Below are 11987 nucleotides of genomic sequence, written 5' to 3'. Positions count from 1 at the left end.
CGACGATTTATATTTTTATAAAAATTCCTCCAATATCCCTATTCTTGCCATATCCATGGACATCATGGCCTGACGCGCTCTGCATCAGGCACCACAATCTCTTCAGTATATGAGGTATCAACGCCTTGGCGGATTAACAAAAATCTCTAAAAAACACAATTTATCTTTATAAATCGTATATTAGTCGAGCCACCTGCTCTGTCAGGTTTTCATTCTGAGGTTTTACTGCCTGCAACTCCTGGAAATATATACTGACGGCGCGCAAAAATCCGCCCACGTCCTCCCTACCAGACCCGATACACCTATCCTGACAGCGCAAGGTAACCTCGCTTTCATCGCCAACCAAATGGGGCACAAAGACTATTCCATGCTTGTGCAGGTCTATGGCCGCTGGATAGATACAGAGTCCCAGGGAGTTGGATCGTATCTGGGAGAGCATGCAAAATATGACGAAAAGTGACCCAAATTTGCCCCAAAGAGTCGCGGTATAAATTATAAGTGATTGTTTTATATGAGTAATATTGATAATTCTTCGCACACCCCCATGATACAGCAGTATCTCCGCCTCAAGGCGGAGTATCCCGATATTCTGCTGTTTTACCGGATGGGGGATTTTTACGAATTGTTCTTCGACGATGCGGTCAGGGCGGCCGGCCTGCTCGATCTGACCCTGACCTCGCGGGGCGAATCCGCGGGCCGATCGGTGCCCATGGCGGGTATTCCCTACCACGCGGTGGAAAACTATCTGGTCAAACTGCTGAAGGCGGGCGAGTCGGTGGCCATTTGCGAGCAGATCGGCGATCCGGCCAAGGCCAAGGGGCCGGTGGAACGCCAGGTGGTCCGGGTGGTCACGCCGGGCACCGCCACCGACGAAGCCCTGCTGGAAGAACGGCGTGACACCCTGCTGCTCGCCTTGGCCCCACTCAAGGATCGCATCGGGCTCGCCTGCCTGGAACTCAGCTGCGGCCGCTTCACGGTTCAGGAGGTGGCCGAGGAAACCGCCCTGACGGCCGAACTGGAGCGCCTGGACCCGGCCGAAATCCTGCTTCCCGAGGATTGGCCCCTCCCCGGCTGCCTCCGGCAACGTCCCGGCGTCACCCTGCGGCCGGCCTGGCATTTCGAACCCGCCGCGGCGCGCCGCGCCCTGCAGGAACAGTTCCGGGTCCAGGACTTGTCCGGGTTCGGCTGCGAAGGGCTGGACGCCGCGGTGGCCGCCGCCGGCGGCCTGCTCGACTATGTCCGCGAGACGCAAAAACGCGCCCTGCCCCACCTGACCTCGATTCGAGTGGAGACCGGCGCCGACACCATCGGCCTGGACGCCGCCACTCGCCGCAACCTGGAACTGGACCGCCATCCCTCCGGACGGCTCGAATTCACCCTGCTGGGGGTGCTGGATACCACCGGCACCGCCGCCGGCGGGCGCCTGCTCAAGCGCTGGCTGCAGCGTCCCCTGCGCGAGCGCGAAGCGATCGGACAAAGACTGGACGCGGTGGAGGAACTGCTCCTGGGCCGCCAATTCCATCCCCTGCGCGAGCGCTTGCGGGAGACCGGCGACATCGGCCGGGCCGCCACCCGCATCGCCCTCAAATCGGCGCGGCCGCGCGATCTGACCCTGGTGCGAAAGACCTTGGCCCTTCTGCCCGAGCTTCGGGCGCTACCGGCCGAGTGCGCCAGTCCCCGCTTGCGGGCGCTGGGAGAACAGCTGGCCGATTTGCCCGCCACCCTGGACCTGTTGGAACGGGCCATCATCGATCAGCCTCCCCTGCTGATCCGCGACGGCGGCGTCATCGCGCCCGGCTATCACCCCGATTTGGATGAACTCAGACGGCTGAGCCGGCACGGCGAGGACTATCTGCTGGAATTGGAACAGCGCGAGCGGGAGCGCTCCGGCATCGCCAACCTGAAAGTCCGTTACAACAAAGTCCACGGCTACTACCTGGAAATTCCCCGCAGCCAAAGCGAGACAGTGCCCGCCGATTACATCCGCCGGCAAACCTTGAAAAACGTGGAGCGCTTTCTCACTCCGGAGTTGAAGGCCTTTGAAGAAAAAGTCCTCACCGCCCGGGAAAAAGCCCTGGCGCTGGAAAAATCCCTCTACGAGGATTTATTGGAAACGCTGACCCATGCGGTTCCCGATATCCACGCCCGCGCCGAAGCGCTGGCGGAATTGGACGTTTTGGCCGCTTTCGCCGAACGCGCCCATACCCTGGACTGGCGAAGGCCCAAGCTGAGCACGGCCCCGGGTATTGAAATTCGGGGCGGGCGCCACCCGGTGGTGGAAAGCCGGACGGAGACCTTCATTCCCAACGATCTGAACCTTGCTCCCGAACAGCGCATGTTGATCGTGACCGGCCCCAACATGGGCGGCAAATCCACCTACATGCGCCAGGCGGCTCTGATCGTGCTGCTCGCCCACCTGGGCAGCTTCGTCCCCGCCGATGGCGCCGAAATCGGGCCGGTGGATCGAATCTTCACCCGTATCGGCGCTTCCGACGACCTGGCCTCGGGGCGCTCCACCTTCATGGTGGAAATGACCGAGACCGCCACCATCCTCCACAACGCCACCGAGCACAGCCTGGTTCTGATGGACGAAGTCGGCCGCGGCACCAGCACCTTCGACGGGCTCTCCCTGGCCTGGGCGGTGGCCGAGTTTCTGGCGCGCCAAAAACGTTCGCTCACCCTGTTCGCCACCCATTATTTCGAACTCACCGCGCTGGCCGAGGAAATACCCCAGGTGGCCAACGTCCATCTGGAAGCGGCCGAATACGGCGACCAAATCGTGTTTTTGCACGCAGTGCGGGAGGGTCCCGCCAATCAGAGTTACGGCTTGCAGGTGGCGGGTCTGGCGGGGGTACCGCAGGCGGTGATCGAACGCGCCCGCGGCAAGCTGGAAGCACTCGAAACTCGAAATCGCCCCGCGGACGCGGCGGCGCAATCCCAACTGGATCTTTTCGCACCGCCGGGGGAAGCTTCTCCCCTCATCGATCGAATGAACGCCATCGATCCGGACGACCTCACGCCCCGCCAGGCTTTGGCTGTGCTGTACGAACTGAAAACCTTGCTGGACGAAGAATAAGCCACGTTTTATCTCTGTGGCATGACCCCGTCAGGATGGGTGGATAAGCGCAACGCATCCACCCAAAACGCCCATGTCAGCCGCTGGATGGGCTGCTGATGAAGACAGGGGGCGGACCCAGATGTCCGCCCTTCCTAATATTAGGAATCCATTCACCGCCGCCGGCTACGCTTGGTTTTATGAGCGCGCTGCCGGTTACTGGTCGCCAAGGTTTCCTCGGCTTCGGCGGCCAATTCATCCAAGGCTTCCTCCGCTTCTTCCGATGCTTCGGTTGCCTCCTCCAGTTCCGCCTCCATCGCCGCGGCCTCGGAGGTCGCTTTGATCTCAGCTTCGGGCGCTATGCCTAAGTTTTTTTTTTGGCGGGAAGACCACCAGAACGCCACGCCGATCACCGCGATCGCCACACCCATCACGCCGTAGGGAGGCGTTGCGTCGGAAATCGTTCCGGTGCTTTCAGCGGCGCGGGAAACCCTCGTCGGCGTCATCTTTTCAGACCTTTCGGAGGTGGACTGTAGCATGGCGGCAGTGGACGGTCCGGTCGTCTCGATCAAATCCGGATCTTGGAAAACCACCTCGGGGTGAAAATACGCGGCGGGATAATCGGGATCGCTTGCCGGCGCCTCGTCGGCGATCATCGGATTGTCGGATGCGGCCACTGCCACCATCCCTTCATCCTGATACACCACTTCGGGCTCGAAGTCGGACGCCGGATAGCGGGGATCGTTGGCGGCCCGGGCTTGAATCGAAACCATGGCGAGAAAGATCAACCCAATCTGAAGCAAAGTATGGTAACGCATCTAACCAGTTCTCCCGTTGTTGTCGTCTTTATATTTTTCTCGGAAATGAGAATGTCCGCCCCATCTGGCGAGGCGTCAATGCCATTTTACCTTCCATTCCTGGAATCCGTTAACATTCGCTTGCGTCATTTTCCGCTCCGCCGCACCCGGGAAACCAAAGCGGAAGGGTCCCCATCGAGCCGGTTTTTAAAATTCGATGCCCTGCTCGGCTCGGATGCCCTGCTCGAAACCGTGCTTGATCAGACGCATTTCGGTCACCGTATCGGCCGTTTCGATCAATTCGGCGGGCGCCCCCCGACCGGTCAAAATCAAATGCATCCAGGACGGCCTATGAAGGCGAATGAAATCGGCCACTTCCTCGCCTTTGATCCAGCCGTAGTCGATACAGTAGTTGATCTCGTCCAGCAGCACCAGATCGTAACGCCCGTTCAAAATCTTCTCCCGGCTGAACGCCCAGATCTTGCGGCTGGTCTTTCGATCCTGCTCCGGGTTTTGGGTATCCCAGGTAAACCCGTCCCCCATCGCATGCCATTCGATCTCCTCGAACCGGGCGGCGGCCCGTTGCTCGCCGGTCTGCCATTTTCCCTTGATATATTGAATCACGCAGACCCGCATCCCCCAACCGGCGGCCCGGAACACCATCCCCAGGGCGCTGGAGGACTTCCCTTTTCCCTCACCGGTGAGCGCCAGCACCCGACCGTGGCGTTTGTGTCGGGGAATCGTCACCACGCCTTTTCCCGGCCGTCAATCGCTCGCATAGCAAGAAATAGGGCGCCGCCACGGGTCATTGGGCGCCCAAATGTTGCGCCAACGCGTCGGGAGGCACAAAACCGGGCAGGACTTCGCCGCTGTCGGTGACAATCATCGGGGTCCCCCGAACCCCGAATTCTTCCGCCAAGGCCATGTGCTGATCCACCGGATGGTCGCAGGATTTCATCTCCGGCGTCTCCCCCTGCTTGGCCGCGGTCAAAGAAGCGTTGCGGTCCTTGGAACACCAGACGGCGATCGCCTTGTGATAGGAATTGGAGCCCTTCCCGGCGCGGGGATAAAACAGATAACGCACCTTGATGCCCTTTTCCAGATAGGCGTCGATCTGGGAATGAAACTTGCGGCAATAACCGCAATCGATGTCGGTGAAGACGGACACGGTATGCTTCGGCTCGTCCGGCGCAAAGATAATCATCGACTCTTCGCCGATTTCGTCCAACGAAGCCAGCCGCGCCTTGGACAACTTGGCTTCGGTCAGGTCGGTCCGATTGGATAAGTCGATCAAATGCCCGTTGAGCAGGTAACGGCCGTCTTCGGATACGTAATACAAATGGGGACCGACGGCCACTTCATACAGGCCGGGAATTTCGGATTTTTGAATCGAATCGATCGTCGCTCCGGGCAAATGCTGCTCGAGGGCTTGACGGAGCTGATCCGGCTCTGCCGCCTGCACATTCAAACCCACGCCGAGCAGAAGGGGAAATAGAAATTTGGTCATGCGAAAACCTCTATTGGAACAAGCGCTGAAAATCGAGAAACAAGGCCAGCGCCATCAGCGCCAACAGAAACGCCAATCCGATCTGTTGGGCCCTGGCCATGACTTCGTCCGACACGGGCCGCCCTTGAATCGCTTCGACTAAGTAAAACATCAAGTGGCCGCCGTCGAGCATCGGTATGGGCAACAGATTCAATACCCCCAAACTGATGCTGACGATCGCCAAAAACTTGAGAAAATAATTCATTCCCAGGGCGGCCGATTGACCCGCATACTGGGCGATGCTGATGGGTCCGGACAGGTTTTTCACGCTCGCCTCGCCCACCGCCATCTTACCCAGCATTCTCAAGGTGAGCCAGGAATATTCGCCGGTCTTGACCAGCGCCTCGGGCACCGCTTCCAGCGGCCCCAGGCGGTAAGTGACCTTCAGTTGGTCGTACATGTCGGGGGGAACCTTGACCCCCGCGCCGATTCTGCCTTGAGTCTCCCCCTGCGGGCCCGGCTCCGACTCGGGGATCAAGCTCACCGTCCGTTCGCTTCCCTGGCGTTCGAGAATGATTTCCAACATTTCCCCGGGATGGCTCCGCACGATTTCCACCAAACGGTGCCATTCCCGGATCGGCTCGCCGTCCACCGCCACCACCCGGTCGCCGGGCTGCAAGCCCGCCGTAGCGGCCGGGCTGTCCGGCTCGACCTGATCGATCACCGGCGGAAGCTGCGGTTCGGGCGGCTTCAAGCCCAGTTTCTGTCCCAATAGATTGGGGTTTTCGGATAATTCCGGCGGGATTTCCAGAATTCTGGTCAATTCGTTTCCCGCCGGCGTGCGAACCGTCACCCGAACCTGGCGATTCTGGATCACTTCCGCGAACAAACGGCCGAGCACCTGGGTCCAGGTGGGCGTCTTTTCTCCTTCCACCGAGACGATTTCCTCCCCGCTCTGGAAACCGGCTTGAGCCGCCAAGGTATTCGGCTCCACCGGTCCGATCACCGATTTGAGACCGGTTTCTCCGCTGACCAGAATCACCCAGTACAGCAACACCGCCAATATCAGATTGAAAACGGGGCCGGCGGCGACGATGGCGAACCGCTTGGCCAGCGATTGGCGGTTGAACGCATAAGGCAGATCTTGAGGGGCGACTTCGCCTTCCCGCTCGTCCACCATTTTGACGTAACCGCCGAGCGGCAACGCGCTGATGACGAATTCGGTGTCTTTAGGGGATTTTCGGTAGCGCCACAGCGGCGTACCGAAGCCCACCGAGAAGCGTAACACCTTGACCCCCGCCCGCCTGGCCACCCAGAAATGGCCGAATTCGTGAAAGGTGATCAGAACCCCGATGGCCAGGATGAAAAAAAACAGGTTGTGGGTTAAGGCTCCCATGATCGTCACCTAAAGTGGATGATCTCCAATCAGCGTCGTCGCAATCCGGCGCGCTTCGGCATCGGCCGCCAGGACGCCGTCCAAGTCTTGGACGGTGGAAACCGGAATAGTTTCCAAAGTGCGTTCGATGATGGCGGCAATCCCGGTGAAGGGAATCCGGCGCTCGAGAAACGCGGCCACCGCCACTTCGTTGGCGGCGTTGAGCAGGGCGGGGGCGGTACCGCCGCTGCGGGCGGCCTCGAAGGCAAGCCGCAAACAGGGGAAACGATCCCAATCGGGGGTTCGGAAATCCAACCGCGCCACTTCGTATAGGTCCAGCGGCTCGACACCCGACTCGATCCGCTGCGGCCAGGCGAGACCGTAGGCGATGGGAATGCGCATGTCGGGATTGCCCAATTCGGCCAACACCGAGCCGTCGGCATAGTCCACCATGGAATGGATGACGCTCTGGGGATGGATGACCACCTGGATCCGCTTCGGCGGCAGGGCAAACAAAAGGCTCGCTTCGATGACTTCCAGTCCCTTGTTCATCATGGTCGCCGAATCCACCGAAATTTTCTTCCCCATATCCCACTTGGGATGGGCCACCGCCTGTTCCGGAGTCATTTGCGGCAACGCCTCCAAAGGCGTGTCCAGAAACGGACCGCCGGAGGCGGTGAGCAGGATTTTTCGCACCGCCAGCGGATCGGCGCCGGCCCGGTAACCGGCGGGCATGCATTGGAATATGGCGTTATGCTCGCTGTCGATGGGAAGCAGTTCCGCCCCCGATTCCCGGACGGCGTCCATGAAAATCGGCCCGGAAACCACCAGCGCTTCCTTGTTGGCCAAGAGAATCCGCTTCCCGGCCCGGGCCGCGGCCAGGGTGGGCAAAAGCCCCGCCGCCCCGACGATCGCCGCCATCACGTAATCCACTTCGGGCAGGGTCGCCACCTCCGCCAGGGCCTCGGCGCCCACCAGGACGCGGGTGTCGAGACCGGCCGAGTCGAGTCGCCGACTCAAATCGCCGGCGGCCTCCGGCGCCGCCACCACTGCGTAGCGCGGCCGGTGGCGAAGGCATTGGCGATATAAATCCTCGGTGCGCCGATTGCCGGTCAGGGCAATGATGCGATATCGGTCCGGATAACGCGCCGCCACGTCCAGGGTGCTGACCCCGATGGAGCCGGTCGACCCCAGAATGCACAGGCCCTTGGCTCGGGTTGCTTCCTGCCTCACCAAAACAACCTCCTTCCCAGGAATCCGGCATAAAGCACCACGCTGGAAGCCAGCAGGCTATCGATCCGATCCAACAACCCGCCGTGACCGGGGAGCAATTTACCCGAGTCTTTCACGCCCGCCCAGCGCTTGTAGAGGCTAATCAATAGATCACCGCAGATGGATACCAGGACCGCAATCACCGATAGCATCACGAAGTCCACGACCAGCTTGGCCTTTAATTCAACCATATACCCGATCACGCCGGCGAAAACCGCACAGACCAGCAAGGCACCGTAAACGCCCGCCATGGTCTTGCCCGGACTGATGGCGGGCACCAGCGGCGTGCGCCCCCATTTTTTGCCGATGAAATAGGCGCTGGTATCGGCGATCCAGATCAAAAACAGCAAATAGAGAATGGAAGCATTGCCGAAATTGGCCCGCAATCTCGCCATCATCAACCAGGCGGTAAACAGCACGAACCAGGCGACGAATATCTGCGCGCCCTGCGGCCACGGCCGCCCGACCAGTTTGTCCGGCCAGGTGCGCAGGAAAAATCCCAGCACCAGCCAAGCCGCGACGGTCGGAAAGGCGATGTAGTCCAGCGCCAGCACCAGACTCAACACACCCTGCCAATCGGTCAAATCCGCCACCCAGTTCAACAACTCGGGCCAATACCAGGCCAAAACCTGAGCCGCCAACACCAAGCCTACGAACACACCACGTCCGATCCGGTTGCGAATGCCGGCCAGAGCCCCCCACTCCCAGGCGGCGGCCAGAATAATCGCTCCCCAGACGATGAGGAAGCTCCTGACCGACAGGGCGTAAGCCGCCCATACCACGAGGGGAATCAATACCGCCGCGGTGAGAATCCGTAAACCCAGGGTTCGGTTCCAAAGCGGGCCGTTGGTGGAAAGAGGCTTTCCTTGGACGTTTCTCGAATCAGCCATAATGCATTCCGGTTCTTGTTGTTGTCATGGTTCTACCGCCCGGTCCGGGGAGGTCATGTGGATGAAACCGCTCGGGATCGATGCCTCAATTGCTCGCTGGTGTGACCGAAACGCCGCTCGCGGCGGGCATATTCGACCAAGGCCCGATTCAATTCGGTTTCATCGAAATCGGGCCACAGCACGTCGCTGAAGAAAAGCTCGGTATAGGCCAACTGCCAAACCAAGAAATTGCTGATGCGCAACTCTCCCCCGGTTCGGATAAACAAATCCGGGTCCGGCAAGTCGGCGAAGGAGAGCTGGGCGGCAAGCCGGGATTCATCGATGGCATCGCCGCTCAATTCGCCGCATTCGACTTGACGCGCCAAGCGCTGGGCCGCTTGGACGATATCCCAACGCCCTCCGTAATTGGCGGCGATGATCAAGGTCATCTTCCGGTTGTCCCGGGTCAAGCGCTCCGATTCGTCGATCCGTCGTCGCAGGTCCGGGGAAAAAGCGGCCCGATCGCCGATCACCCGCAAGCGAATCCCGTGCTCGTGCAAGCGCCGGGACTCGCGCTCCAAAGTCAGCTGGAACAGGCGCATCAACACCGACACTTCCTCCGCCGGCCGGCGCCAGTTTTCGCTGCTGAATGCGAACAAGGTCAACACTTCGACGCCGCATTGGGCGCAGTGCTCGACGGTTTTGCGGACGGCGGTGACGCCGGCCTGATGACCGGCGGTGCGGGGCAGATGACGCTGCTTGGCCCAGCGACCGTTACCGTCCATGATGACGGCGACATGGCGGGGAATTCGTCCCTGAAGCTCTTCTGAAACGGCGGAGGTGGAATCTTCTGCGCTGCGTGATTGGCTCATAACTTGGGTCAGGCGTTCAGAGGGACAAGAGATCCCGCTCTTTTTCCTCCAACATTTGATCGATTTTCTTGACGTATTGATCGGTCAATTGTTGGATACGCTCTTCCGCCTTGCGTTCCTCATCCTCGCCAATCAGTTTTTCCTTCAACGCCTCTTTCAGCTCGGTATTGGCCTCGCGGCGAAGGTTGCGAATGGCGATCCGCCCCTGTTCCGCCTCGTGCCTGGCCACCTTGATCAATTCCCGGCGACGTTCTTCGGTCAGGGAAGGCAGCGGCACCCGAATCACGGTGCCGGCGGTCTGCGGATTGATGCCCAGGTCCGACTCCATGATCGCCTTCTCGATCACCGGAATCATGTTTCTCTCCCACGGCGTGATGGCCAGGGTGCGGGCGTCTTCCACGATGATGTTGGCCGCTTGGCTCATGGGCACCTCGCTGCCGTAATAAGACACTTTGAGATGGTCCAGAAGGCTGGGATGGGCGCGACCGGTGCGGATTTTGGCCAACTCCTGCTTGATCGCGGCAATGGTCTTGTCCATTTTGCCCCGGGATTCCTGATAGATGTCTTCAATCACGTTTTTCCTCCGCAGCTTTTCGAGTCTTGCCCGTTTCAATGAGTGAACCGATCGCCTCTCCCTGAACCAGCCGCACGATGGCGCCCGGTTCGAATACGTTCATTACCCGCAAGGGCAAATGATGATCGCGGCACAACACCAAAGCGGTGGTGTCCATGACGCCGATCCGGCGTTTCAAGGCCTCGTCGTAAGTCAGATAGGCGAGGCGCTCGGCGCGAGGATCCTTGAGCGGGTCGGCGGTGTAGACCCCGTCCACCTTGGTGGCCTTGATCAAAAGGTCGGCTTCGATTTCGATCGCCCTCAGGCTGGCCGCCGAATCGGTAGTGAAAAAGGGATTCCCCAAGCCCGCCGCGAAAATCACCACCCGCCCCTTTTCCAGGTGGCGGATCGCCCGCCGGCGGATGTAATCCTCGCAGACCTGATTGATCTTCAACGCCGACATCACCCGCACCGGCGCCCCCAGATGCTCGATCGCGTCCTGCATCGCCAGAGCGTTGATCACCGTGGCGAGCATGCCCATGTGGTCGCTGGTGACCCGGTCCAGGCCTTCGGCGGCCTTCTCCGCCCCGCGGATGATGTTTCCCCCGCCGATCACCAGGCCCACTTCCACGCCGATTCGGCACAAATCCACGATTTCCGCGGCCAACCGCTTGACGGGCTCGGAATCCAGGCCGCATTCGCGCTCGCCCATCAGCGCTTCGCCGCTGAGCTTGAGCAGGATTCTGCGATAGCGGGAAGTGGTCATCCTGATCGCTCTGCCTCGCCCATCAATCGCCGCGCACCTGGGCCATCACCTCCTCGGCGAAGTCGGCCTCGGCTTTTTCGATGCCCTCGCCCACTTCGAAACGGACGAACCGGACCACTTTGGCGCCTTCCTGGCGCAACAACTCGCCGACGCTCTGATCGGGATCCTTGACGAAGGGTTGTCCCAGCAGGGTGATTTCCTGAAGGAATTTGCGCAGGCGGCCTTCGACCATCTTTTCGATGATGTTGGCGGGCTTGCCGCTGTCCTCGGCCTGGGCGGTGAAAATGGCCCTTTCCTTTTCCAGGGCGTCGGCGGAGACGTCTTCCTCGCTCACGCAGTGGGGCTTGCTGGCGGCGACGTGCATGGCCAGATCCTTGCCCAATTCGTCGCTGCCGTCTTCCACTTCCACCACCACGCCGATCCGGTTGCCGTGCAGGTAGTGAGACACCTTGCCGGTTTCGGTTTCGAACCGCATCAAGCGGCGAATATTGATGTTCTCTCCGAGCTTGGCCACCAATTCGCGGCGGGCTTCTTCGATGCTCGGCCCGCCCGCTTCGATCGGCGCGGCCAAAAGCGCCTCCACGGTTTGCGCGCCGCTCGCCAACGCTTGCTTGGCCACTTTGCCGACGAAGCCTTGGAAATCTTCGTTTTTAGCCACGAAGTCGGTTTCGCTGTTGACTTCGACGATCACGGCCCGCTTACCGTCGTCGCTTCTCTCGATGGCGATCTGCCCCTCGGCCGCGGTGCGATCGGATTTCTTGTCGGCCTTGGCGAGGCCGGACTTGCGCATCTGCTCGATCGCGGCTTCGATGTCGCCGCCGGTTTCCACCAGGGCTTTCTTGCATTCCATCATGCCGGAGCCGGTCCGTTCACGCAGCTCTTTGACCAATGCCGCGGTTATCTTCGTCATCTAATGCTTACCTCGTTTACGTCTCGTGCAAA

At 60.3% G+C, this 11987-nt stretch carries 11 protein-coding genes; 1 reads left to right on the top strand and 10 read right to left on the bottom strand.

Annotated elements, in window-relative coordinates:
* Positions 1-511 precede the first annotated feature (511 nt).
* Positions 512-3076: a DNA mismatch repair protein MutS gene (mutS, locus tag H035_RS0101285; protein ID WP_022947206.1), complete on the top strand. Its 2565-nt coding sequence runs from the start codon at positions 512-514 to the stop codon at positions 3074-3076.
* 152 nt (positions 3077-3228) lie between these two features.
* On the opposite strand, the gene H035_RS20605 is transcribed toward mutS, so the two are convergent.
* From H035_RS20605 to tsf, 10 genes are all read right to left on the bottom strand, one after another.
* Positions 3229-3873, bottom strand: coding sequence for a hypothetical protein (locus H035_RS20605; protein ID WP_022947205.1), 645 nt, complete (start codon positions 3871-3873; stop codon positions 3229-3231).
* A 186-nt stretch (positions 3874-4059) separates the two neighbouring features.
* The gene (gene cobO, locus H035_RS0101275; protein ID WP_026596134.1) at positions 4060-4599 is read right to left on the bottom strand and encodes a cob(I)yrinic acid a,c-diamide adenosyltransferase; all 540 of its coding nucleotides are present in this window, start codon (positions 4597-4599) and stop codon (positions 4060-4062) included.
* A 58-nt stretch (positions 4600-4657) separates the two neighbouring features.
* On the bottom strand, positions 4658-5359 hold the full coding sequence (locus tag H035_RS0101270; RefSeq protein ID WP_022947203.1) for a DsbC family protein: 702 nt from the start codon (positions 5357-5359) through the stop codon (positions 4658-4660).
* Between the two features lie 10 nt (positions 5360-5369).
* Positions 5370-6734: an RIP metalloprotease RseP gene (gene rseP / locus H035_RS0101265; RefSeq protein ID WP_022947202.1), complete on the bottom strand. Its 1365-nt coding sequence runs from the start codon at positions 6732-6734 to the stop codon at positions 5370-5372.
* A gap of 9 nt (positions 6735-6743) precedes the next feature.
* The gene (gene ispC / locus H035_RS0101260) at positions 6744-7946 is read right to left on the bottom strand and encodes a 1-deoxy-D-xylulose-5-phosphate reductoisomerase (protein WP_040574491.1); all 1203 of its coding nucleotides are present in this window, start codon (positions 7944-7946) and stop codon (positions 6744-6746) included.
* On the bottom strand, positions 7943-8875 hold the full coding sequence (locus tag H035_RS0101255; protein ID WP_022947200.1) for a phosphatidate cytidylyltransferase: 933 nt from the start codon (positions 8873-8875) through the stop codon (positions 7943-7945). The genes ispC and H035_RS0101255 overlap by 4 nt, the downstream gene beginning before the upstream one ends.
* A gap of 53 nt (positions 8876-8928) precedes the next feature.
* On the bottom strand, positions 8929-9726 hold the full coding sequence (locus tag H035_RS0101250) for an isoprenyl transferase (protein ID WP_022947199.1): 798 nt from the start codon (positions 9724-9726) through the stop codon (positions 8929-8931).
* A gap of 16 nt (positions 9727-9742) precedes the next feature.
* Positions 9743-10300 (bottom strand): ribosome recycling factor, encoded by a 558-nt coding sequence (gene frr / locus H035_RS0101245; RefSeq protein ID WP_022947198.1) that lies wholly within the window; start codon positions 10298-10300, stop codon positions 9743-9745.
* The gene (gene pyrH, locus H035_RS17645) at positions 10293-11045 is read right to left on the bottom strand and encodes a UMP kinase (RefSeq protein ID WP_022947197.1); all 753 of its coding nucleotides are present in this window, start codon (positions 11043-11045) and stop codon (positions 10293-10295) included. The genes frr and pyrH overlap by 8 nt, the downstream gene beginning before the upstream one ends.
* A gap of 22 nt (positions 11046-11067) precedes the next feature.
* Positions 11068-11955: a translation elongation factor Ts gene (tsf, locus tag H035_RS0101235; RefSeq protein WP_022947196.1), complete on the bottom strand. Its 888-nt coding sequence runs from the start codon at positions 11953-11955 to the stop codon at positions 11068-11070.
* Positions 11956-11987 lie beyond the last annotated feature (32 nt).

The sequence above is a fragment of the Methylohalobius crimeensis 10Ki genome (genome assembly GCF_000421465.1).
In the GTDB taxonomy this organism is placed as follows: Bacteria; Pseudomonadota; Gammaproteobacteria; order Methylococcales; family Methylothermaceae; genus Methylohalobius; species Methylohalobius crimeensis.
The sequence above is the reverse complement of the archived record's forward strand: the minus strand, read 5'-3'. Positions and strand labels throughout refer to the sequence as shown.

Excerpts from the sequence above, each read along its gene's own strand:
- H035_RS0101255 (WP_022947200.1), bottom strand. The coding sequence starts at position 8,875 with ATGGCTGATTCGAGAAACGTCCAAGGAAAGCCTCTTTCCACCAACGGC.
- mutS (WP_022947206.1), top strand. The coding sequence starts at position 512 with ATGAGTAATATTGATAATTCTTCGCACACCCCCATGATACAGCAGTAT.
- pyrH (WP_022947197.1), bottom strand. The coding sequence starts at position 11,045 with ATGACCACTTCCCGCTATCGCAGAATCCTGCTCAAGCTCAGCGGCGAA.
- rseP (WP_022947202.1), bottom strand. The coding sequence starts at position 6,734 with ATGGGAGCCTTAACCCACAACCTGTTTTTTTTCATCCTGGCCATCGGG.
- H035_RS0101270 (WP_022947203.1), bottom strand. The coding sequence starts at position 5,359 with ATGACCAAATTTCTATTTCCCCTTCTGCTCGGCGTGGGTTTGAATGTG.
- H035_RS0101250 (WP_022947199.1), bottom strand. The coding sequence starts at position 9,726 with ATGAGCCAATCACGCAGCGCAGAAGATTCCACCTCCGCCGTTTCAGAA.
- tsf (WP_022947196.1), bottom strand. The coding sequence starts at position 11,955 with ATGACGAAGATAACCGCGGCATTGGTCAAAGAGCTGCGTGAACGGACC.
- H035_RS20605 (WP_022947205.1), bottom strand. The coding sequence starts at position 3,873 with ATGCGTTACCATACTTTGCTTCAGATTGGGTTGATCTTTCTCGCCATG.